Genomic DNA, 21,637 nt, shown 5'->3' with positions numbered 1-21,637 from the left:
TCCCGGTCACGTAACCACTTCCGATTACTGCGGAACGGGGAACCGACGCGACCGAGGGCGGATCGGCTATCCCTAATAAAGAATGATGACTATTGAGGGGTATCGGGGGTAGGTACAACCCCGTTACGGAGGTATGTGCGGGTGGAATGTCGCAAGACAAGCGCTTCGACATCGAAAGGGGAACCACACCACGACGACGATTCATCCAGATCGCGGGCGCGACCGGGATCGCGGGGCTGGCCGGTTGCGGCGGTCAGAGCGGTGACGGCGGCGACGGCGGCGGTGGCGGCGGCGATGGTGGCGGCGACGGCGGCGGTGGCGGCGGCGATGGTGGTGGTGGCGGCGGCGGCGACGCCGCCTCGATCGAGACGCGGTTCTGGGAGGAGTGGCCGGTCGAGACGAAGGGCGTCGACGTCAACGACGAGGCGATCCAGTTCGAGTACACCGCCGTCGAGGGCGAGAACGTCCCCGAGGTGGACACCCACTTCGCGCAGGCGGAGACGCCGTGGATGCGCGAGTTCGCGCTCCACGTCCAACAGTCGCTGAACGACATCGGCGTCCCGGTGAACCTCATCAACGTCCAGCCGAGCACCCGGTACGGCGAGTTCTGGCGGGCCGACATCGGCCACCCGGTGCCGATCACGATGAACCTCCACGGACCGGACCCGCAGCGCGGGCTCGACCCGAACCCGTTCCTGATGCGCGCGCATCCGGAGACGGGCGGAAACTACTACAACTACAAGAACGACGAGGTCACGGAGCTGCTCGACGAGCAGGCACAGACGATCGGCGATCAGGAGGCGCGTGCCGAGATCTGTCACGAGGTCGCCCAACTGCTCAACGAGGACGCCTACCTCATCGCGGCGAACTTCCCGGAGGTCATCACGGTGGCCAACACCGCCGACTGGGAGGGGTACGTCCCCACGCCCGGCAACGGGACGACCCGCGACTCGTTCATCTGGTCGCAGGTGAACCTCCAGCCGCAGGGCGACTCGACGACCTGGGTGAAAGGCGTCACCTCGGGGATGCAGGGGACGAACCTCCCGTTCTCCAGCGGCGGACAGGAGGAGAAGCGACTCCTGAACGTCTACGACGGGCTCTTCGACGCCTCGCCCCAGCTCGAGATCGTGCCCGCGCTGGCGACGAACGCCGACGTCGTCGACGACACGACCGTCGAGATGGACCTCCGCGAGGGCGTCGAGTGGCACGACGGCGAGTCGTTCGGCCCGAGCGACGTCAAGTTCAGCGTCGAGTTCTACCAGGAGAACAACGCGCCCCAGCAGGCGGCGTTCATCCGGACGATCGACACCGTGGAGGTGCTCTCGGAGAGCGGCGGCGGCCGGGTTCGCTTCAACCTCACGGAGCCTGACGCCGCGTTCCTCACCCAGCGGGTCGTCCGCAGCGCCATCATCCCGGAGCACCGCTGGTCGGACGTCGACAGCCCGAGCGAGTACAACCCCGAGAACCCGGTCGGGACCGGTCCGTTCTCGTTCGTCAACTGGGAGCAGGGGTCCGAGCTCCGCCTGGAGAAACACGAGAACAACTGGATGTGGGACGACGACGTTCGCGAGGAGCTGCTCGGGGAGTACTTCGTCCCCGGCGACGGGATAGACGAGATGGTCCACGCCAACGTCGGGAACGTCTCCACGCTCATCGGGGCGATGCAGTCCGGCGACATCGACGCCATCGGGACGACGGTCTCGAACCAGCAGGCCGACCGCGCGGCGGGCGCGAGCGGCGTCGAGAAACAGACGGCGCGCAACTACGTCCCCACGGACGTCCACCTCAGCCACCTCGTCCCGCTGTTCCGGGACAAGACGTTCCGCGTGGCGCTCTCGCACGCCTTCGACAAGGAGGGGTTCGTCGAGAACACCCTCGGCGGCCGCGGCGAGGCGATCGAGGGGCAGAACCTGCTCACGCCGCTTCTGACGCCCTACCACGGCGAGACCGAGCCGTACGAGTACGACGTCGAGGGCGCGCGAACGATGCTCCAGCAGGCGGGGTACACCTTCGACGGAAACGACAACCTCGTCTGGCCCGAGGGTGACGCCTGGGAGGCCTTCGCCGAGCGCGTCGAGAACGGTCACGCGTCCCGCACCGATCTCGAACAGGCCGACTTCTCCTAGAGGACTCCCATTCACATGAGCTTTCGACGATTTCTGATAAAGCGGACCGCCATCGCGGCGTTGTTGACGCTCATCGCGGTCAGCGTCATCTTCGCCACGCTGCGGCTGCTCCCCGCCGACCCGTTCAGCGCGCTCGTGGCGTCGGGGTCGTTGACGCCGTCGGAGGTCGAACAGATACGGGCGATGTACGGGCTCGACGACCCGATATACGTCCAGTACTTCAGGTACATCCAGAACCTGTTCACCTTCGAGTTCGGCATCTCGCTCACCCAACAGCGGCCGGTCGGCGAGATCATCATTCCGGCGTTGGTCAACACGCTCGTGCTCCTGTTGCCGGCGCTCGTCGTGACGGCGATCGTCAGCTCGCTGGCCGGGATGTACGCCGGCTGGAACCGCGGCTCGTGGTTCGAGCAGTCGAGCATCGTCGCGACCACCGTCTTCCGCGCGACGCCCATCTTCGTCACCGGCATCTTCCTTCTCATCATCTTCTCGTACGGGTTGGGCTGGCTCCCGGCGTTCGGGATGCGCAGTCCGCTCGCGAACCCGCAGGGGTACGTCGAGACGTTCGCCTCCGTGGACTTCCTGAAACACTACATCCTCCCGTTCACCGCGACGGTGCTGTTCTACAGCGGCGACTTCCTGATGCTCGCGCGCAACTCGGTCGTCGAGCGGAAGGGGTCGGAGTTCCTCATGCTCCACCGCGCGAAGGGGCTCTCGGAGATGGAACAGCTCGGCCGCGCCGGGCGCAACTCGCTGCTGCCGCTCGTCACCTACTTCGCGCTCCGGACGGGGATGCTGTTCCAGGGAGTGATCACCTTGGAGGTCGTCTTCGCGTGGCCGGGGATCGGCCGCGCGCTCGTCCAGGCGATCCTCAATCAGGACTATCCGACCGTCCAGGCGGCGGTGTTCATCATGGCGCTCGCGGTCATCGTGATGAACCTCACCGCCGACCTGGCGTACGCGAAACTGGACCCGACGGTCGAGGCAGGTGACGTCTAATGTCAGGATACAGCTTCGACACCGAGACGGCGAAAGAACGGCTCCGCTCCGAGCTCGGACGGGCGGGACGCACGCTGCGGTTCGTGCTACAGGACAACGCGGCGAAGGCCGGCTTCGCGGTCATCGTCGCGTTCGGGTTCCTCGGGGTCTTCGGGCCGTACCTGGCCCCGTACCACCCGATCGAGGACACGCTCCAGCAGGGCGGATCGATGATGCGACTCCAGTCGCCCGGCGGCAAGGCGCTGCTCGGGACGACCTCGTTCGGCAAGGACGTGTTGAGCCAGTTCCTCGCCGGCGCACGGCCGACGCTGATCGTCGGCCTCTTCGGCGGCGTCGGGACCGGGATCCTCGGCTTCCTCGTCGGGCTCACGAGCGGCTACTTCGGCGGCCGCGTCGACGAGTTCCTGATGCGGCTGACCGACCTCACGTTCGCGCTCCCGTTCCTGCCGATGGCGCTCGTGATCCTCTCGTTCGTGACGCCGAGCGTCTGGCTCATCACCGCCGTCCTCGTCGTCTTCCTCTGGAAGATGCCGGCACGCGTCATCCGCTCGGAGGTGATGACCGTCAAGGAGCGGACCTTCGTCAAGTCCGCCCGCGCCAGGGGGGCCGGCCACACCCGGACGATGTTCCTCCACGTCGCGCCGAACGTCCTCGGGATCGGCTTCCTCTACACCGCCTACGCCGTCGGCTGGTCGATCGTCGCCGGGGCGTCGCTCGCGTTCCTCGGCTTCGGCGACCCGACGACGACGTCGTGGGGGCGGATGCTCCAGCAGGTGTTCCGATCCGGCGCGATCCGCACCGCGTGGTGGTGGGTGCTCCCGCCGGCGGTCGGCATCGGTGCCGTCACGACGGGCGTCTTCCTGGTCGGACGCGCGTTCGAGGAGATAGTCAACCCCGACCTACAGACGGAGCAAGAATGAGTCTACTCGAAGTCAACGACGTGAAGATCGCGTATCGGATGCCGGGCAACGACGTCCACGCCGTGAACAACGTCTCCTTCTCGATCGACGAGGGGGACAACTACGGGCTCGTCGGCGAGTCGGGCTGCGGGAAGTCGACCCTGGCGAAGTCCGTCCTCGGACTGCTCGACGACAACGGCGAGGTCCGCGAGGGGAGCATCGAGTTCGACGGCCGGGAGCTGCTCGAGCTGTCAGAGCGGGACTGGCAGTCGGTCCGCTGGGAGGACATCGCCTACATTCCACAGAGCGCGATGGACTCGCTGGACCCGGTGATGACGGTCGGCGCGCAGATCCGCCAGGCGATCCGCAAACACCGGGACGTCTCGAAGGCGGCGGCGAACGAGCGCGTCGCCGAGGTGTTCGAGATGGTCGGGCTCGACCCCGACCGGACGGGGGATTACCCCCACCAGTTCTCCGGCGGGATGCGCCAGCGCGTCACCATCGCGATGGCGCTCGCGCTCGACCCCGACCTCCTCATCGCGGACGAGCCCACCACCGGGCTCGACGTGATCGTCCAGGACAAGATCATGGACAAGCTGATGGAGATCCAAGAGGAGATCGGCAGCTCGCTTCTCATGATCACCCACGACGTCGGCGTCGTCGCCGAGACCTGCGACGAGATGTCGGTTCTGTACGGCGGGAAGGTGATGGAACAGGGCGACACCGACCGGATCTTCCGGTCGCCGACGAACCCCTACACGATCGGGCTGAAGAACGCCTTCCCGGAGGTCGACGAGTTCGACGAGCAGGCCATCTCGATCCCGGGGTCGCTGCCGGACCTGACCGAGGAGCCGACCAGCTGCGTGTTCCGCAACCGGTGTCCGTTCGCCACCCCGGAGTGCGAGGACGGCCACCCGCCGCTCGCCGAGGCCGGCGGACAGCTGTCGGCCTGCTACCACACCGACCGGGCGGACGAGATGCGCGAGGAGGCCGCGGACCCCGAGACGTGGGGGATCGACGTCCGCGACGAGCGCGACCGGGGGAGCGGCGTCGGCGACACGATCCTCGAGACCAGGGGCCTCGAGAAGTGGTTCAAACAGCCGCAGGGGATCCTCGAGGACCTCCGCGGCGACGAGCCCGACTACGTCAAGGCCGTCAACAGCGTCGACCTCTCCGTCCACGAGGGCGAGATCGTCGGCGTCGCCGGCGAGTCGGGTTGCGGGAAGTCGACCCTGGCGGAGGTGATCGCCGCGCTCCAGGACCGCACCGGCGGCGAGATCCTGATCGAGGGGACGCCGGTCGACGACCTCCTCGACGAGAGCACGAAGAAGTTCCGCTCGCAGGTCCAGTTCATCTTCCAGGACCCGTTCGACTCGTTGAACCCCCGCCAGCGAGTGCGTGCTGCGGTCGGGGAGCCCCTGAAGATACAGGGACACGACCCCGAGACGATCGAGCGACGGGTCCGAGAGACGATCGAGGACGTCGGGTTGAAGCCGGCGGAGAAGTATCTCGACCAGCTCCCGACCCAGCTGTCCGGCGGGGAGCGCCAGCGCGTCGCGATCGCGCAGGCGCTCGTGCTCGAGCCGACGCTGTTGATCTGCGACGAGCCGGCGTCGATGCTCGACGTCTCGCTCAAGGCCAACATCCTCAACATCCTCCGGGAGAAGGCCGACGAGCGCGACATCGGGATCGTCTACATCTCCCACGACCTCGCGAGCCTCACGCAGATCGCCGACCGGCTGGCCGTGATGTATCTCGGGCGGATCGCCGAGATCGGAGCGACGGAGGACGTCGTCACGGAGCCGAAACACCCCTACACGGCGTCGCTTCTGTCGGCCTCCCCGAAGACCGACCCCGACGTCGACAGACAGCGGGTGCTGTTGCCGGGCGAGCCGCCGAACCCGGTCAACCTCCCCGCCGGGTGTAACTTCGCACCGCGGTGTCCGAAGGCCGACGAGACGTGCCGCGGCGAGGAGCCGGCGCGGTCGACGGCCGCGGAGGACGGCCACGAGGCCGCCTGTTACTACCCGGTGGAGGACGTCGAAAGCGAGCTGTTGGAGCGGTACGCGGCGGCGCGCGAGGAGGAGGTCGGGGAGATCGTCGCCGAGGAACTGACGCTGTAGTCCGTCGGTCCGCCCGCCGACGGCCCTGCCGTTTCCGCCGTGTTTCGCACCTAACCGCCTTCAGCGGCGCGTCCGCACCAGCGCGTCGACGGGGACGGGGCCGTCCGCGGTGACGACGACCGGGTTGAGGTCGAGTTCGGCGACCGCGTCGACGGCGGCCGCCAGGTCCCCGACGTTCACGAGCAGGTCGACGACGGCGTCGACGGAGAGCGGCTCGCCCGCGCGTCGGTCGGTCAGCAGGTCCGCGAGCGCCGTCCCCTCGACGGCGCGGCGCGCGTCGGCCCGCGAGAACGGCGGGACGAGCGTCGCGGTCTCGTCGAGCGCCTCCACCAGCACCCCGCCGGGACCGACCGTGACCAGCGAGCCGAAGACGTCGCCGGGCGCGACGCCGAGGATGGCCTCGACGCCGTCGTCGACGGTCGGCTGGACGAGCACGCCCGCGATCTCGTCGGCGTCGACCCGATCCAGCGCGGCGTCGGTCACGTCGGCGTACGCCTCGCGGACCGCCGCGGGCGAGTCGAGACCGAGTCGGACCGCGCCGGCGTCGGTCCGGTGGGGAAGCGCCGGCGAGTCGACCTTACAGACGACCGGGAACCCGACCTCGCGGGCGGCGGCGACCGCCTCGTCGGCGTCGGTCGCGACCCGCGTCTCGACGACTGGGACGTCGTACGCGTCGAGCAGCGGTTCGGCCTCCGTCCACGTCAGGACGCGGCCCCGGGGGAGGTCGAGGGCGGCCGCGTCGACCCGGTCGGCGTCGCCGTCCGCCGCGTCGAGCGCGCTCGCGAGGTCGGCCCGCGAGGGCTCGCCGACGGCGCGGTCACGGTCGGCGGCGTACGCGACGGTCGAGGCGACCGCGTCCAGACAGCGCCCCGGGTCCTCGTACACCGGGACCGACTCCCGGAGGCGGGCGTACGGCGGCGTCTCGGTCGGGTCGTCCGGCTCCTTTCGCCCCGTCCAGAGGACGTACACCGGGTCGTCGGCGTCGGCGGCGATCGCCTCGAGGTCCGCCGCGATCGTCGCCGCGCGTTCGTCGACTCCCGGCAGCCCGATCGCGAACACGTAGGCGTCGAAGGCGTCGTCGGCGAGGACCGCGTCGGCGATCTCGGGGAACACCTCGGCGCCGTACCCCCGGATGTCGGCGGGGTTGTTGAACCCGCCGTAGGTGAGCAGTTCGTCGATCCCGAGCAGCGTCTCTTCGGTCTCCCCGTCGATGTCGGGCAGCGACAGGTCGCGCTCGGCGGCCATGTCCGCGAGCAGGCTCGCGAGGCCGCCGCTGGTCGAGGCGATACAGACCCGGTCGCCGTCGGGCGTGCCGTACGCGGTGTGGGCGGTCGCCCGCGAGAGCAGGTCCGGGATGTCCGGCACCCGCTGGACGCCGGTCTGGTCGAACGCCGCCTCCCAGGCCGCGTCGCTGCCGGTGAGCGACCCCGTGTGCGAGAGCGTGGCCTCCTCCGCGAGGTCGGACTGGCCGATCTTCACCGTCAACACCGGCGTCCCGTTCCGCGTCGCCCGCTCCGCGACGCGCATGAACCGCTCCGGCTCCTCGATCCCCTCGACGTAGGTACACACCACGTCGACGGTCTCCCGTTCCGCGAGGTACGCGACGTAGTCCGTCAGCGTCAGGTCCGCCTCGTTGCCCGTCGAGACGACGTGGCTGAAGTGGAGGTCCCGGTCTGCGGCCCGCTCGAAGAACGTCGTGAACGCCAGCGCGCCGGACTGGCTGACGAGCCCGATCCGGCCCGGTTCCGGGTTCCGCGAGCACGTCGAGGTGAGCGTCGCGCCGCGGGCGGCCATCACGCCGATACAGTTCGGCCCGACGACGCGGATCCCGGCGTCGGAAGCGGTCTCGGCCAGCCGCGCCTCCAGTTCCGCGCCCGCCTCGTCGGCCTCGGAGAACCCGGCGGTGAGCACGAGCGCGACCGGCACCCCCCGATCGCCGGCCGCGGCGACGACGTCGACGACGTACTCCCGCGGGACGCTCACGACGACGAGGTCGACGGTCTCGGGGACCTCCGAGACGTCGTCGTGACACCGGCGGCCCCACACCTCCTCGCGGTTCGGGTTGACGGGGTAGAGCGTCCCGTCGAAGCCGTAGTCGAGGAGGTTGTTCACGAGGTTCCCCGAGTAGAAGGAGTCGGGGCTGGCCCCCACGACCGCGACCGACGCCGGGTCGAAGAGCGGGTCCAGTTCCGGGACGGCGGGAGTCGGCTCGGCGCTCGGATCGACGACCGACGCGTCGTCTCCTGACATGGGCGTCGGTTCCGGGGGAACCCGCCTCAACGTACCCCCGAACGGGCACAATACACATCATTCTTTATTACGATCCCCGCTCACGTCGGAGAGGAACGGCCATGGAGATACGAAGCGTCGAGGCGGTGCCGCTCCGGCGGGAACTCGACGAGCGGTTCGCGAACGCGCAGAAGTGGATCTCGTCGCGCGAGTACTGTCTGGTCCGGATCGAGACGGCCGACGGGACGGTCGGCTGGGGGGAGTGTTGGGGGCCGATCGCCGGCACCCGCGAGACGGTCGACGACCGGGTCGCGCCGCTGCTCCGCGGGCGCGACGCGCGGGCCGTCGAGTCGATCCACGAGGACCTCGTCTTCGACCTCCGGTCGGCGTACCACTCGACGGTCCCGGCCGGGGTCGTGAGCGGCGTGGACCTCGCGCTGTGGGACCTCCGCGGCAAGGCGGCCGGCGCGTCCGTCGCGACGCTGCTCGGCGGCGCGCGCCGCGAGGCGGTCCCCGCCTACGCGACCGGCCACTTCTGGCCCCCGGTCGAGGAGTTCGCCGAGCTCGAGACGGCGGTCGTCTCGGAGGCCGAGTCGCACGTCGACGCCGGGTTCGACGCGCTCAAACTGAAGATCGGAACGGAGCGCCACTTCGGCTGGGGACCGGAGGCCGACCTGGCGCTGGTCCGGGCGGTCCGGGAGGCGGTCGGGGACGACGCCGCGCTGATGGCCGACGCGAACCACGCGTACGACCTCCCCGCCGCCCGCCGGGTGGCCGACGGGCTCGCCGAGCTCGACGTGCGCTTCTTCGAGGAGCCGCTCCCGCCGGAGCGGGTCGAGGCGTACGCGCGGCTGAACCGGGAGAGCGAGGTCCCGATCGCGGGCGGCGAGTGTTGGGCGTTCGCGCCCGAGTTCCGGCGCGTCGCGAACGCCGGCGCGGTCGACGTGCTCCAGCCGGACGTGACCAGCGCGGGCGGGCTCACGTCGGCGCGCCGGGCCGCGGAGACCGCCGACGCCGCGGGGCTGGCGACCTACCCGCACGTGTTCGGGAGCGCGGTCGCGCTCGCGGCGAGCCTCCAGCTGCTCGCGACGCTTCCGGGGTCGCCCAGACTGGAGTTCGACCGCACGCCGAACCCGATCCGCGAGGAGCTGGCCGTCGACCCGATCCGGAACGAGGGAACCGAGGTGCCAGTCCCCGACGGGCCGGGTCTCGGGGTCGAGATCGATCCCGAGACGCTCGACCGGTTCCGGGTCGAGTGAGCCTCCCGGGATAGTCGGTGAAGGAGTCCTCGACGGCCCGCGAACCGCGGCACCTCACAGCCGCGACCGGAGGTCCGCGACGACGGCCTCGGTGCCCGCCGTCCCCCCGATGTCGGGCGTTCTGGGGGCGTCGGCGTCGGCGAGCTGGTCCGCGACCGCGCTCCAGAGCGCGTCCGCGGCTCCGATCTCTCCGAGCTCCTCGAACAGCATGGACCACGAGAGCACCGTCGCGAGCGGGTTCGCGACGCCCTCGCCGACGATGTCGGGCGCGCTCCCGTGGACCGGCTCGAACATCGACGGGTACGACTCGCCGGGGTGGACGTTTCCGGAGGGGGCGAGCCCCATGCTCCCGGTTATCTGCGCGCCGACGTCGGTGAGGATGTCGCCGAAGAGGTTCGAGGCGACGAGCACGTCGAACTCGTGCGGCCGGCGGATCAGGTCCATCGCCGCCGCGTCGACGAGGAGCCGCTCGACCTCCACCGACGGGAACTCCGTCGCCACCTCCTCGACCACGTCGTCCCAGAACACCATGCTGTGGGCCTGCGCGTTCGACTTCGTGATGCTGGTGAGACGCCCCTCCCGTTCCGTCGCGGCCTCGAAGGCGGCGCGGACGATCCGCTCCGTGCCGCGGCGGGTGAAGAGCGCCGACTGGACCGCGGTCTCGTGGTCGAACCCGCGGTGTTCCCGGCCGCCGACGCTGGCGTACTCTCCTTCCGTGTTCTCGCGGTACACCACGAAGTCGATGTCGCCGGCCCCGTACCCGCGGAGCGGGCTCTCGATCCCCTCGAACAGGACGTTCGGGCGCTTACAGACGTACTGGTCGAACCCCTTGCGGATCGGCAACAGGAGCCCGTGGAGCGTCACGTGGTCGGGGACGTCGGGGTGGCCGACGGCCCCGAGGAAGATCGAGTCGAACCCCGAGAGCCGGTCGAGGCCGTCGTCGGGCATCATCTCCCCCCGCTCGAGGTGGCGTTCGGTCCCCCAGTCGAACCGCGTCGTCTCGAAGGAGAACTCGGCCTCCTCGGCCGCGTCCGCGACGAGCGGGAGCGCCGCGTCGACGACTTCCGGCCCGATACCGTCACCTGGGATCACGGCGATCTCGTAGGCGTCCATGGCCCACGCATCCGACCGGGCGGTGTTGAACCCTTTGAAAAAAGGTCACCGAAGTGATAACACCGAGTCGGTCCGCCGAACCGGATCGCCGCCGCGAGGGGACGGCCGCTCGGACGTCACTCGAACAGCCAGAGGACGGCCGAGACGACCGTTCCGAGCCCCAGCGCCGCGGTGAGGAGCCAGAACGCCGGCTTGAACCCGGCCGTCTCCGAGAGGAACCCGACGAGGGCGGGGGAGGAGGCCCCGGCGATCATCAGAAGCGTCCGCACCGCCCCGAGGCTGCCGCCGGCGACGGACGCGGGGATGACGGACATCAGGTACGCGCTGCGGACCGGGCGGTAGCCGTGGGAGCCGAGGCCGAGACAGACGATCGCCGCCCCCAGCGGGACCGCGCCCCCGACGCCGGTCAGCAGGACGACGGAGCCGAGCCCGACCGTCGCGAGCCCGAGCGTGACCGCGATCACGGGGAGCTCTCCCGTCCGGTCGCTCAGCTCGCCGGTGAACAGTTGGACGAGGCTCACCGCGAACAGCGCGCTGAAGAGCAGGCTCGCAGTGGCCGACCCGAGCCCGGCCTCCCGCGTGAGGTACAGCGGGAGGAAGGCGATCGCGGCGTTGTACGCGAACGAGAACAGGACCGTCACCGCGACGAACGCCGAGAACCGCGGGTTCCGGAAGAGCGCGGCGTACTCGCGGACCGGTACGCCCTCCCCGGTGCCCGTCCCGCCGACGTCGACCTCGGAGACCCGCGCGGGGACCCGGGCGACGAACGCGGCGGTCACGGCGAGCCCCACGAGTCCGGCCGCGAGGAACGTCGTTCGCCAGCCGGCACCGAGGAGGCCGGGGAGCCCCGAGAAGACGACCACCGCGGCGGGGGCCGCGACGCCGCCGAAGGTGCCGAACGTGTCGAACACGCCGAGCGTCCGCCCGGTCCGGTGCGGGTACGCCCGCGAGAGCAGCCGCACCCCCACCGTCTTGAGCGTACCCGTCCCCGCACCGATCGTCAGCATGGCCCCGACGAGCAGGACGAACGGCCCGTCGACGGCCAGCGCGAGTGCCCCGAGGGCCGCGAGCGCCGCCCCGGAGCCGATGACGGCCACGGAGCTGAACCGGTCCGCGAGCAGCCCGGACGGGAACTGGAGCACGGCGTACACGAGGAGGAGCCCGCTGAACGCGGTCCCGAGCACCGCCGTCGACACCTCGTACACGCCGGCGATCCGCTCGAAGAGCGGCGGGAACGCGAAGCGGACGAACTTCCCCAGAAACCAGAGCGTCGACGTGAGCACGATCGCGTCGAACCGCCCCAGACGACCCAGCGACGACCGTCCCACGCCTCGTCAGCACCCCCGCTCTCGACCGCCCGAGTCGGCGTCGGTCTCGGTGCTCGGGCGGGCCGTGGGGACGCCCGTCCGGCGTCGCTCGCTCGGCCGGACGGAGACCGGTCGCTCGGCGGTCATCGTGGCGAGCGGTAGGATCCGGGGGTTCATAACGGTGATGAACCGCCCGCCGCGCCATCCCTCGTGGCGGCATTTCACGTGATCCGAGGGTTCATAACGGAGATGATCCATACGATCGATCGGGATGGTTAGCCACGAGCGCGAGGGGGCGGATCCCGCGGGGGACGACGCCGATCGACCGAGCGCGACGGCCTCCCGTCGGCCGAGCACGACCGCCTCCCGTCAGCCGAGCACGACCGCCTCCCGTCAGCCGAGCACGACCGCCTCCCGTCGACCGAGCACGACCGCCGCGGGTCGGTCGAGCGGGAGCGCCGTGGAACCGCCCGGACGGGTGCGCGAATGACGCTCCTCGACGTGGACGACCTGTCGGTTCGATACGACGCTCGCGACGGGGAGCTCCACAGCGTGAACGGGGTGTCGTTCACCATCGAGGACGGGGTCAACTACGCGCTGTCCGGGGAGTCGGCGTCCGGGAAGTCGACGACCGCGAAGGCGATCCTCGGCCTCCTCCCCGACCACGCGGAGATCGAGTCGGGCGAGATCGAGTTCGAGGGACGGGACCTGCGGGCGCTGACGCCCTCGGAGCGGCAGGACCTCCTCTGGGAGGAGATAGCCTTCATTCCGCAGACCGCGATCGACGCGCTCGACCCGGTGTTGTCCGTGGGCGCACAGATCCGACAGGCGATCCAGACGCACCGGGAGGTCTCCGAGCGGAAGGCACGTCGCCGCGCCCGCGAGCTGTTCGAGACGGTCGGGCTCGACCCCGACCGCGTCGGCGACTACCCGCACCAGTTCTCGGACGGGATGCGCCAGCGAGTCGTCATCGCGATGGCGCTCGCGTTAGATCCGAAGCTCGTCATCGCGGACGAGCCCACCACCGGGCTCGACGTGATCGTCCAGGACAAGATCATCGACAACATCCTCCAGATCCAAGAGGAGACGGACAGCTCCCTGCTTCTCATCACCCACGACCTGAGCGTCATCGCGGAGACCTGCGACGAGATGTCGGTTTTGTACGGCGGGACGGTGATGGAACGGGGGTGCGTGGACAACCTGCTTCTCAATCCGTCGAACCCCTACACGATGGGGTTGAAGAACGCGTTTCCGGCGTTGGACGACGACGCGGACGGGCTGGTGTCGGTCCCGGGGAAGCCGCCGCAACTGGACGAGAAGCCGACGGGCTGCGTCTTCGAACCCCGCTGCCCGTTCGCGAGCGAGGAGTGCGCGACGACGACGCCCGAGCTCGAGGAGCTTCCCTACCGGAACCAGGACGTCGCGTGTCACAACGCGGACCGAGCGACCCGGATGCGACGGGAGGCCGAGGCCGCCGAGACGTGGGGCGGCGGCGCGGAGGGGTCACGCTCCGTCTCGGACGACGTCGTCCTCGAGGTCGAGGAGCTGTGTACGTGGTACGAGCGATCGGAGTCGCTCCTCGGCCGTCTCCGCATCGACGGCGTCTCGCCGACGGTGACGGGGTTCACGAACAGTCTCAGCCGCTGGTACGAGCGGCGCGGCGAGATCCTCCGGGAGGTGCTCGACGGCGGCGACTCGCACGTGCGGGCCGTCGACGGCGTCTCCCTCTCGGTCGCGCGCGGCGAGATACTGGGCGTCGTCGGCGAGTCCGGCTGCGGGAAGTCCACGCTCGGGCAGACGCTCGCGCTGCTCGAGGAGCCCACCTCCGGCGGCTTTGCCTTCGACGGCCGGTCGCACGAACACTATCTGGACGGGAACCTCCGGTCGCTCAGAAAGGACCTCCAGATCGTCTTTCAGAACCCCTACGAGTCGCTGAATCCGCGGCTCACGGTCGAGACGCTGGTGAAGGAGCCGCTCACGATCCACGGCTACCGGCTCGACGAGCGCGACGCCGCCGTCCGGGAGACGCTCGAACGGGTCGGGTTGGCCCCCGCCGAGCGCTACCTCGACAAGTACCCGAACGAGCTCTCCGGCGGCCAGCGCCAGCGGGTCGCGATCGCGCGGGCGCTCGTCATCGACCCCGAGTTCCTCATCTGCGACGAGCCGGCGTCGATGCTCGACGTGTCGCTCCAGGCGGAGGTGCTCAACCTCCTCCGGTCGCTGGCCAACACCGAGGGGATCGGCGTGTTGTACATCTCCCACGACCTGGCGAGCCTCACGCAGATCGCCGACCGGATCTCGATCATGTACCTCGGGCGGTTCGTGGAGACGGGGTCGACGGAGCGGATCGTGACCGACCCGAAACACCCGTACACGGAGGCGTTGCTCGCGGCCGTCCCGGAGACGGACCCGCGGGGCGACCGGGAGCGGGTCGCCCTCTCGGGGGAGCCGGCCGACCCGGAGGGGCCGGCGGGAGGGTGTCGGTTCGCGCCGCGGTGCCCGAAGGCGACGGAGCGCTGCCGCGAGGAGGAGCCGGAGCTCGACGCCTGGACCGAGCCCGGCCACGCGGCGGCGTGTTTCCACCCGACCGAGGAGTCGACGATCGGCGAGCCGGCGCGGATCGGCGAGACGGCGGACGACGACTGAGCGACGCGGGGGTGGGTCGGTCCGCGTCGGCCCGCATCGACTCACGTCGGCTCGGTCCGCCCCCGTCCGGTCACTTGGTCGCCCGCACCAGCAGCTTGTGGTTGACGAACGACTCGATCGTCCCGTCCCCGCGGGTCAGATCGAACGTCTCCGCGGCCCCGGACGGTGCCGCCTCGAAGGCGGCTGCGACCCGATCGCGGCGCTCGGCCGGCGCGTCGACGTTCGCGATCCACTCGTCGTACTCGAGCCGCTTCGTCACGACGCGGGTGGCCTCGACGTCGAAGCCGGCGGCCTCGAGCCACTCGGTCCAGTCGGCGACGCGGTGTGACCGGACGTGCGTCGGGTCGCGGAGCCGCTCGATCCGGTTGAGGAACTCGTCGAGCGCGTCGTCCGCGGGCGCGACGTTGTCCTCGAAGGCGAACGTCCCGCCCGGCTCGAGGACGCGCGCGACCTCGCCGACGAACGCGGCGGGGTCCGGGAAGTGGTGGGCAGCGATGCGACAGGTCGCCGCGTCGAAGCTCGCGTCCGCGAACGGGAGCCGCTCGGCGTCACAGACCGCACCCTCGAGACCGGGAAACGCCGTCGTCGCCGTGGCGACCATGGCGGGCGCGGCGTCGGTCGCGACGACCCGGTCGACGCCGGCGTCGAGGAGCGCGCCCGCGGCGTGGCCCGCGCCGGTGGCGACGTCGATCCCGCGCTCCGCCGACGCGCACCAGCCGGCGAGCCGGTCCAGATCCCCGCCGGCGCGGTGGACGTCGCTGTCGAGGTATGCGGCGGCGTGCTCGCCGAAGTGCGACGCCGCGGAGCGCTTCCGGTCGTTCGCGTCGGGCATGTCCACTCCGTCCGAGCGCCCGAGGAAAGCCGTTCCGGTCGATCCGAGCCGGGACCCCGCCTCGGCCCCTGGTTTTTCCACGAGCGGGACCGTGTGGCCCGCATGGTCCGTCGATCGCTTCTGTACTGTCCGGGCGACGACCGGGAGATGATGGAGAAGGCCGTCGAGACCGACGCGGACGCGGTGATATTCGATCTTGAGGACGCCGTCGCCCCCGACGAGAAGGCCGGGGCCCGCGAGACCGTCCGGGAGACGCTCGACGCGCTCGACGACCCGACCCCGGGCGTCGCCATCCGGGTCAACCCCTACGACCGGACCGGCCCGGAGGACGTCGAGAGCGTCGTCGGCGAGGTCGACTCCCCGCCCGAGAGCGTCCTCCTCCCGAAGGTCGAGTCGCCCGGGACCGTCGACGCGTTAGTCGAGGATCTCGGCGCACTCGCGCGCGAGCCGGTCGGCGTCGTCCCGCTGATCGAGACGGCGAAGGGCGTCGTCGCCGCCGAGGAGATCGCGGCGGCCGGCGGCGTCGACGCGGTGGCGTTCGGCGACCAGGACTTCACCGCCGACGTCGGCGCGACGGTGACAGACGACAAGACCGAGTCGCTGTACGCGCGCGAGCGGATCGTCGTCGCGGCGGCCGCGGCCGGCGTCGACGCGTTCGACACCGTCTACACCGACATCCGGGACCTCGACGGGCTCCGCGAGCAGGCCGAGTTCGTCGTCGAACTCGGCTTCGACGGGAAGCTCGCCATCCACCCCGACCAGATCCCGGTGATACACGGGGCGTTCACTCCGGACGAGGAGGAGCTTGAGTGGGCGGAGAAGGTGCTCGCCGGGCAGGAGCGCGCGAGCGAGGAGGGCGCGGGCGCGTTCACCGTCGACGGGCAGATGATCGACCCGCCGCTGGTCGAGCGCGCCCGGACGCTGGTCGAGCGCGCCGAGGCGGCCGGGATCCGGTGATCACGCGACGGCGTACTCGTCCGCGATCCGGCACATCGCGTCGCCGAGTCTGTCGCGGTAGACGTCCAGGTCCGCGGCCTCGATCGGGTTGCCGTGGATCGGCGCGACGGCGCGCACGTCGAACTCGGCGAAGATGTCGTCGAGCGTGCGCTCGACCTTCTCGGGCGCGACGTAGCGCAGCCACACCAAGTTGTCGCGGTGGTACTCGTAGACGGCCTCGGCGGGCGTGGCGTCCGCGAAGTCCCCCGAGAGGTACTCACACTGGCCGGGGTCGTGGTAGTTCCCGAAGCCGTCGGCCGTGAACAACACCCCGTCGCCGTGGTCGTAGATCCACGTCGTGTGTGATCGATCCGCTAACGGCGGGTCGATGAAGCTGAACTCCCGGCCCTGGATCGTGAGCGAGCCGCCGATGTCGCACTTCCGGGCGTCCGGGAGCCCCTGCTGGGCCGGCGACGCCGACGAGGCGACGAGCTCGACGTCCTCGGTGTCCCCGCCCAGCGGCGAGACGTTCGCCGCGTGGGGGTAATCGGAGTGCGAGAGCACGATCGCGTCGGGACCGTCGCCGCCGGTCGCCTCCTCGACCGCGGCGGTGATCTCCTCGCGGTGGTAGAAGGAGCCGGAGTCGACGAGCACCGTTCCCTCCGGCGCGCGGAGCAGGTACAGCGAGACGTGTTCGTGTCGCCCCTCGTGGTCGTAACACTGGTTGATCCACTCGACGGTCGGCGTGACGGGGACGGTCATGGATCCACCCCGAGCGCGCGCGTTCCGGTCATCGGCCCACCCGCAGTGTGTGTTCCCCTCATGGGTCACCCGAGCGTCCCGATCCGCTCCTGTCCGTCGATGGTGCGGGTCACGTCCTTCATTGTCTCCATGTAGTCGGTGGCGTCCTCGCGTATCACGAGCCCGTGTGCGGGCGCGACGATCTCGGGGTCGAACTTCTCGACGAGCCTGTCGATCTCGGCGTTGGTCTTCTCGACGTCAATGTACTGGTACCAGAACAACACCCGACCGTGGAACTCGACGAGGCGGCTGGGGTCGAACTCGCCGTCCAGCTCGTCGACGAAGGCCAGCTTCTCCTCGTCGAGGTGGATGAAGCCCATCCAGTCGACCGGGAACAGCGTCTCCGTCTCCCGTTCGGTCATCCACACGGAGACGGGCGCGTCGAGGAACGTCGCCTCGTGGAACTCGACGACCCGGTCGCCCAGGTCGATCTCGTCGCCCTCGGTGACGTGGATCCCGTCGTCGAGGTGGTACAGCTCGTGGTCGTTGCCGTAGCCGGGCGCGACGAGCGTCGTCTCCGGGTGCTCCTCGAGGATCGCGAGCGTGTTCCCCGCGTGGGGCACGTCCGGGTGCGAGACGGCGAGGTAGTCGAGCCCGCGCTCGCCCACCAGCTCGTCGATCGCGGTCAGTATCTCCTCGGTGCTCGCCGGCGACAGCGTGTCGAAGAGCAGCGTCTCCTCGCCGCCGTCGACGAGGTACGCACACTGCGGGACGTACGCCTCCCGTCCGGGCTCGTACCAATCGGGGTTCCGGTCGGCGAGGTCCCACGACTCCGTGCGGTCCGGCCCGGCCTCGTAGATCCAGTGGATGCCGGGGACGATCTCGCGAGGCATACATCACTAACGATCGGGGAGGATACAAAAGCCCGGGGGTCCCGGTGGTTAACTCGCCCGGATCCGGTCTCTCCCGTCCGCTCGTTCCGGATTCGCCGATATCGGAACGCGGTCGAGCACCGACCGCGGGCGGCTACGTTCAGTCGCCGGCGTCGACTCCCCTCCCGGAAGCGAGAGGCGTCCCCCGAGCACGCGGCGGACGCGTCGTGGACGGAGACGCAATCACCCGGAATCACGCCCAGAACTGCCCCTAGAACAGCGCCTCGCCCGCGTCGAGGACGCGTGCCGGGCCGCCGACCTCCCAGACGTCGGTGTCGACCCCGATCTCGGCGATCCGCGACTCCACCTCGTCGACGTGTTCCGCGCGGGTGTTGACGTACACCGACGCGCCCGTGTCGGTGGAAAAGTAGACGTCGACGCCCGACTCGCGGAGCTCGCGCACCGCGTTGAACACCGCGATCGTCTCGGGCTGCCAGTACACCCAGCCGGCGGGGCCGGTCATCGTCGTCGCCGTCAGCGACAGCGAGTCGTGTTCGGCGGTGCCGTAGATCCGGTCGAAGTCGCCCTCTCGGAGGGCGTCGGTCATCTCCACGAGCTGGTCTTGAACGTGGGCGACCCGCGCGTCCATCATGTGGCTCGCGGCCGCCTCGCGGTGGGCCTCCTCGGTCTCCTTGTAGGCGGGGACGTGCGCGGCGACGATCCGGAGGTCCTCCTCGGGGTCGAAGCCGTCGTCGCCGACGCCGACATCGAGCCGGCGCGAGCGGCAGTCCGCGTCGTTGAGCCCGGTCTCGAGGAGCGAGTACGCGCCCGTCACGGCGCGGGCCGCGGAGGAGGAGCCGAGCCGGGCGATAGTCGAGACCTCCGGCAGGTCGAACTCGAGCCCCGCGGCCTCGACTAAGGCGAGGGCGGCGGCCGCGAACCCCGACGACGAGGAGCCGAAGCCGATGTTCGACGGGAAGGAGTTCTCGCTCTCCAGCCGCACGGCAGCGTCGGTGTCCGCGCGCTCGCGGACCTCGTCGACGACGGCCGCGATCCGCTCCGCGCCGCGCCCCTCGACCGCCTCGCCGCCGATGACGTAGGTGTCCTCCGGGGCGTCCGGCTCCCACTCAACCGTGGTCGTGGTCGCGGTCGGGGCGGTACAGAGGCTGATGCTGTCGTGGTACGGGTAGCGACGCTGTTCGTCGCGCATCCCGTGGTACTTGACGAGCCCCTGGATCGGGTGGGCGCGCGCGGTGGCCTTGCCGGTCATACCTCGGGAAGCGGCCGGCGGGGGATTAGTCGTTGCGATGGGCGGGAGCCGAGTCGAACGTCGAGCGTCTCTCGTCGCTATTCGGTCCCCACGATGGCGACGCGATCGAGGGGAACCCTTTTTGATGGGTCGCCGGGTACTCCGCGCCATGACCGAGTACACCGTCGAGTTCGTCGGCACCGGCGAGACGATCGAGGTGTCCGACACGGAGACGATCCTCCAGCCCTGTCTCGAGGAGGGGATCGCCCAGGAGTACTCCTGCCGCGTCGGCATGTGTCTCGCCTGCTCCGCGGAGATCGTGGAGGGCGAGGTGACCCAGCCGGCGGCCCGCGGGCTCACCGACGAGGAGGCCGAGGAGTTCGCGCTCACCTGTATGGCGCGCCCGCAGTCCGACCTGAAACTCGACCGCGGGAAGTACCCGCCGAGCATCGAGGAGGACGCGAACTCCGGCGGACCGGCCGCGGCGGCCGACGACGACTGATTCCGCGACGGCCGACGACGACCGAGGACGACCGATCCCGGCTTCCGTTGGGGTCACCCCGCCCTCGGCCGCTCACAGGTCTCGCGAGCGGCCCAGATGGAGCAGCTCCCCGCCGCAGTCACAGCGCCCCGCGGTCTCCGAGCGCGCACCGCATTCGAAACATTCGTACAGTTCTTCTCCCCCTTCCGTCGTGTTCGGTCTCATGGTACTCCATAGCATGCCGAAACGGATAGGTTTGTACCTTATATCCATTGTATTGTTTGATCGAATACGAGGAGACCCGGTTGACGAACGGTCGGATCCGCGCCGGCTGCTTGAGGAATCCTTTGTCCCTCTCTGCTCGCGGTTTCACCGCTCGCAATCGGGGTGCTCGTTCCGCTCGCACCGCGCTCACCGCGTCCCTCGGGGTCCGGGAGCGGGCCGTCGGCCCGCTCCCGGGCGCGCCACCGCATCGAAGATCGATCGCCCCTTCGCGCCCGTACCAAGCGAACCTTCAGGCGGTATCGTCGGTCGCGTCCCTTTTATCAGTCGACGGGCTACTCCGGCCATGAGCACGGATCTGACGTTCAACGAGGACGGCGTCGACGTCGTCTACGAGGGGATCGAGTTCGAACTCGAGAAGGACCTGATCGAGGAGGCCACGGGCAAGGAGTACCGCGACGTGACCGACCACGAGATCGTCCAGATCGTCGCCGAGGAGCCGGATCTCGACGGCGAGCCGGTTCGAGTCGGCGACGTACTGTAGTCGTCGTCGGTCGGGTCGTCCGAGCCTCGTCGGTCGAGTCGATCGCGTCGTCGTCGCGGCCGCGCTCGTCCGCCCGCCCCGTCGGCCCGGAGCGGTCGGATTTTATGCGCCCGCCGGTTCTCACGACGCGTGATGTCCGCCCTCCGTCCTCCCTCCCCGAGCGACCGCGGCGGTCGCGGCGGCCTCGCCGTCGTGCTCGCCGCCAACCTCCTCCCGGTGGCCGGGGTCGTCCTCCTCGGCTGGCGCGCCGCCGAGATCCTCGTCGTCTACTGGATCGAACTCGTCGTCATGGTCGCCGCCTACGGCGTCGCCGCGCTGTTCGCGGAGCGGTCGATCGACCTCGCGGACCGCGAGTTCTACATCGTCGGCTTCTCCGAGAACTCCGAACTCGACGAGGAGCGCTGGGACGGCGACCCCGAGCCGGTCGGGATCCTCGAGCGCGTCCTGCCGGCGTCGCTCGCCGGCCGCGTGCCGCCGATCTATCGGCGGAACGTCCCGGTCGTCGCCCGATCGCTCGGGATCGTCGGATTCCTCGCGTTCGGGGCGGTCGTCCTCGCCGACACGGTCGTGGCCGATCCGGTCGCTGCGGCGGCGTCGCCGACGGTCCTGGCCGCGTCCCTCGCGGTCTGCGTCTCGCAGGCGGCCGAGATCCGGCGGGAGTTCTTCGTGACCCCCCGCTACGAGGAGTGGTCGGCGTACATGGTTCAGGAGGCCGCCCAGCGGGTCGTCACCTTCTACCTCTGTATCGGCATGCTGGCGGTTCCGGCGTCGTTCCTCGGGCTCCTCCTCGTCGCGGGCGCGGTCGATTCACTCGCCGTCGGTCCGGCCGCGCTCGGCCCGCTCGCGCCGGCCGCCGACCTCGACCCGTTCGCGCTGGCGTACGTGGTCCCCTTCGCGCTCGCGAAGGCCGTCGCCGACCGGTCGCGGCGGATCGCGTTCGACGAGGTCGACCCCGGCGGGCTCGCCGGCTGGTTCGCGCCCGAGGACCCGCGGCCCGCGTGGCTGCGGGAGCAGGAGCGGGAGTGGTGAGGGTGCGGGCCGACCCGAACCGACGCGACC

General features: G+C 70.2%; 18 protein-coding genes. 10 read left to right on the top strand and 8 right to left on the bottom strand.

From position 1 onward, the window contains the following. Window positions 1–146: 146 nt before the first annotated feature. Genes AXA68_RS07885 through AXA68_RS07870 form a run of 4 tightly spaced genes read left to right on the top strand, consistent with a single transcriptional unit; the run spans window position 147 to window position 6,147 of the window. Window positions 147–2,126, top strand: coding sequence for an ABC transporter substrate-binding protein (locus tag AXA68_RS07885; protein ID WP_080505182.1), 1,980 nt, complete (start codon window positions 147–149; stop codon window positions 2,124–2,126). A gap of 15 nt (window positions 2,127–2,141) precedes the next feature. Beyond that, on the top strand, window positions 2,142–3,125 hold the full coding sequence (locus tag AXA68_RS07880) for an ABC transporter permease (protein ID WP_066415018.1): 984 nt from the start codon (window positions 2,142–2,144) through the stop codon (window positions 3,123–3,125). Further along, window positions 3,125–4,045 (top strand): ABC transporter permease, encoded by a 921-nt coding sequence (locus AXA68_RS07875; RefSeq protein WP_066415016.1) that lies wholly within the window; start codon window positions 3,125–3,127, stop codon window positions 4,043–4,045. The genes AXA68_RS07880 and AXA68_RS07875 overlap by 1 nt, the downstream gene beginning before the upstream one ends. Continuing rightward, complete coding sequence (locus AXA68_RS07870; protein WP_066415009.1) at window positions 4,042–6,147, top strand: dipeptide ABC transporter ATP-binding protein; 2,106 nt, start codon at window positions 4,042–4,044, stop codon at window positions 6,145–6,147. Before AXA68_RS07875 ends, AXA68_RS07870 begins: the two co-directional genes overlap by 4 nt. A 60-nt stretch (window positions 6,148–6,207) precedes the next feature. On the opposite strand, the gene AXA68_RS07865 is transcribed toward AXA68_RS07870, so the two are convergent. After that, window positions 6,208–8,397 carry an acetate--CoA ligase family protein gene (locus tag AXA68_RS07865; RefSeq protein ID WP_066415006.1) on the bottom strand — a complete coding sequence of 730 codons (2,190 nt, stop codon included), beginning with the start codon at window positions 8,395–8,397 and terminating at the stop codon, window positions 6,208–6,210. Window positions 8,398–8,498: 101 nt separating this feature from the next. On the opposite strand from AXA68_RS07865, the gene AXA68_RS07860 reads away from it, so the two are divergent. Then, the gene (locus AXA68_RS07860) at window positions 8,499–9,635 is read left to right on the top strand and encodes a mandelate racemase/muconate lactonizing enzyme family protein (RefSeq protein WP_066415004.1); all 1,137 of its coding nucleotides are present in this window, start codon (window positions 8,499–8,501) and stop codon (window positions 9,633–9,635) included. A gap of 54 nt (window positions 9,636–9,689) precedes the next feature. On the opposite strand, the gene AXA68_RS07855 is transcribed toward AXA68_RS07860, so the two are convergent. Further along, on the bottom strand, window positions 9,690–10,748 hold the full coding sequence (locus AXA68_RS07855) for an isocitrate/isopropylmalate dehydrogenase family protein (RefSeq protein WP_066415000.1): 1,059 nt from the start codon (window positions 10,746–10,748) through the stop codon (window positions 9,690–9,692). A 116-nt stretch (window positions 10,749–10,864) separates the two neighbouring features. After that, entirely contained in the window at window positions 10,865–12,076 is a 1,212-nt protein-coding gene (locus tag AXA68_RS07850; RefSeq protein ID WP_066414997.1) for an MFS transporter, read from the bottom strand. 465 nt (window positions 12,077–12,541) lie between these two features. Here AXA68_RS07850 and AXA68_RS07845 point away from each other — a divergent pair, with 465 nt between their 5' ends. Then, window positions 12,542–14,701 carry a dipeptide ABC transporter ATP-binding protein gene (locus tag AXA68_RS07845; protein WP_066414994.1) on the top strand — a complete coding sequence of 720 codons (2,160 nt, stop codon included), beginning with the start codon at window positions 12,542–12,544 and terminating at the stop codon, window positions 14,699–14,701. A gap of 70 nt (window positions 14,702–14,771) precedes the next feature. Here the strand turns inward: AXA68_RS07845 and AXA68_RS07840 are convergent, their stop codons facing one another. Continuing rightward, window positions 14,772–15,533, bottom strand: coding sequence for a class I SAM-dependent methyltransferase (locus AXA68_RS07840; RefSeq protein WP_066414993.1), 762 nt, complete (start codon window positions 15,531–15,533; stop codon window positions 14,772–14,774). 102 nt (window positions 15,534–15,635) lie between these two features. Here AXA68_RS07840 and AXA68_RS07835 point away from each other — a divergent pair, with 102 nt between their 5' ends. Next, on the top strand, window positions 15,636–16,490 hold the full coding sequence (locus tag AXA68_RS07835) for an HpcH/HpaI aldolase/citrate lyase family protein (RefSeq protein ID WP_066414991.1): 855 nt from the start codon (window positions 15,636–15,638) through the stop codon (window positions 16,488–16,490). Here AXA68_RS07835 and AXA68_RS07830 read toward each other — a convergent pair whose 3' ends face one another. The 3 genes from AXA68_RS07830 to mvaD form a co-directional block, all read right to left on the bottom strand. Further along, on the bottom strand, window positions 16,491–17,231 hold the full coding sequence (locus tag AXA68_RS07830; RefSeq protein ID WP_066414989.1) for an MBL fold metallo-hydrolase: 741 nt from the start codon (window positions 17,229–17,231) through the stop codon (window positions 16,491–16,493). A gap of 65 nt (window positions 17,232–17,296) precedes the next feature. Beyond that, window positions 17,297–18,103, bottom strand: a complete 807-nt coding sequence (locus AXA68_RS07825) for an MBL fold metallo-hydrolase (RefSeq protein WP_066414982.1) — start codon at window positions 18,101–18,103, stop codon at window positions 17,297–17,299. Window positions 18,104–18,353: 250 nt separating this feature from the next. Beyond that, window positions 18,354–19,352, bottom strand: coding sequence for a phosphomevalonate decarboxylase MvaD (mvaD, locus tag AXA68_RS07820; protein ID WP_066414980.1), 999 nt, complete (start codon window positions 19,350–19,352; stop codon window positions 18,354–18,356). Between the two features lie 148 nt (window positions 19,353–19,500). Between mvaD and AXA68_RS07815 the strand changes: the two genes are divergently transcribed. Then, window positions 19,501–19,833, top strand: a complete 333-nt coding sequence (locus AXA68_RS07815; protein ID WP_066414968.1) for a 2Fe-2S iron-sulfur cluster-binding protein — start codon at window positions 19,501–19,503, stop codon at window positions 19,831–19,833. A 72-nt stretch (window positions 19,834–19,905) separates the two neighbouring features. On the opposite strand, the gene AXA68_RS16665 is transcribed toward AXA68_RS07815, so the two are convergent. Beyond that, window positions 19,906–20,037, bottom strand: a complete 132-nt coding sequence (locus AXA68_RS16665; RefSeq protein ID WP_157884793.1) for a rubrerythrin-like domain-containing protein — start codon at window positions 20,035–20,037, stop codon at window positions 19,906–19,908. A 343-nt stretch (window positions 20,038–20,380) separates the two neighbouring features. Between AXA68_RS16665 and AXA68_RS07810 the strand changes: the two genes are divergently transcribed. Both AXA68_RS07810 and AXA68_RS07805 read left to right on the top strand, forming a co-directional pair. Further along, window positions 20,381–20,578, top strand: coding sequence for a DUF5800 family protein (locus AXA68_RS07810; protein ID WP_066414966.1), 198 nt, complete (start codon window positions 20,381–20,383; stop codon window positions 20,576–20,578). 132 nt (window positions 20,579–20,710) lie between these two features. Beyond that, entirely contained in the window at window positions 20,711–21,607 is an 897-nt protein-coding gene (locus AXA68_RS07805) for a DUF6498-containing protein (RefSeq protein WP_066414963.1), read from the top strand. The last annotated feature ends 30 nt before the right edge of the window (window positions 21,608–21,637 follow it).

Source organism: Halorubrum aethiopicum (assembly GCF_001542905.1).
In the GTDB taxonomy this organism is placed as follows: Archaea; Halobacteriota; Halobacteria; order Halobacteriales; family Haloferacaceae; genus Halorubrum; species Halorubrum aethiopicum.
This window is presented reverse-complemented; position numbering and strand designations above follow the sequence as displayed.

Excerpts from the sequence above, each read along its gene's own strand:
- AXA68_RS07880 (WP_066415018.1), top strand. The coding sequence starts at position 2,142 with ATGAGCTTTCGACGATTTCTGATAAAGCGGACCGCCATCGCGGCGTTG.
- AXA68_RS07810 (WP_066414966.1), top strand. The coding sequence starts at position 20,381 with ATGAGCACGGATCTGACGTTCAACGAGGACGGCGTCGACGTCGTCTAC.
- mvaD (WP_066414980.1), bottom strand. The coding sequence starts at position 19,352 with ATGACCGGCAAGGCCACCGCGCGCGCCCACCCGATCCAGGGGCTCGTC.
- AXA68_RS07815 (WP_066414968.1), top strand. The coding sequence starts at position 19,501 with ATGACCGAGTACACCGTCGAGTTCGTCGGCACCGGCGAGACGATCGAG.
- AXA68_RS07825 (WP_066414982.1), bottom strand. The coding sequence starts at position 18,103 with ATGCCTCGCGAGATCGTCCCCGGCATCCACTGGATCTACGAGGCCGGG.
- AXA68_RS07870 (WP_066415009.1), top strand. The coding sequence starts at position 4,042 with ATGAGTCTACTCGAAGTCAACGACGTGAAGATCGCGTATCGGATGCCG.
- AXA68_RS07860 (WP_066415004.1), top strand. The coding sequence starts at position 8,499 with ATGGAGATACGAAGCGTCGAGGCGGTGCCGCTCCGGCGGGAACTCGAC.
- AXA68_RS07875 (WP_066415016.1), top strand. The coding sequence starts at position 3,125 with ATGTCAGGATACAGCTTCGACACCGAGACGGCGAAAGAACGGCTCCGC.
- AXA68_RS07885 (WP_080505182.1), top strand. The coding sequence starts at position 147 with ATGTCGCAAGACAAGCGCTTCGACATCGAAAGGGGAACCACACCACGA.
- AXA68_RS07845 (WP_066414994.1), top strand. The coding sequence starts at position 12,542 with ATGACGCTCCTCGACGTGGACGACCTGTCGGTTCGATACGACGCTCGC.
- AXA68_RS07835 (WP_066414991.1), top strand. The coding sequence starts at position 15,636 with ATGGTCCGTCGATCGCTTCTGTACTGTCCGGGCGACGACCGGGAGATG.
- AXA68_RS07855 (WP_066415000.1), bottom strand. The coding sequence starts at position 10,748 with ATGGACGCCTACGAGATCGCCGTGATCCCAGGTGACGGTATCGGGCCG.
- AXA68_RS07805 (WP_066414963.1), top strand. The coding sequence starts at position 20,711 with ATGTCCGCCCTCCGTCCTCCCTCCCCGAGCGACCGCGGCGGTCGCGGC.
- AXA68_RS07865 (WP_066415006.1), bottom strand. The coding sequence starts at position 8,397 with ATGTCAGGAGACGACGCGTCGGTCGTCGATCCGAGCGCCGAGCCGACT.
- AXA68_RS07830 (WP_066414989.1), bottom strand. The coding sequence starts at position 17,231 with ATGACCGTCCCCGTCACGCCGACCGTCGAGTGGATCAACCAGTGTTAC.
- AXA68_RS16665 (WP_157884793.1), bottom strand. The coding sequence starts at position 20,037 with ATGAGACCGAACACGACGGAAGGGGGAGAAGAACTGTACGAATGTTTC.
- AXA68_RS07840 (WP_066414993.1), bottom strand. The coding sequence starts at position 15,533 with ATGCCCGACGCGAACGACCGGAAGCGCTCCGCGGCGTCGCACTTCGGC.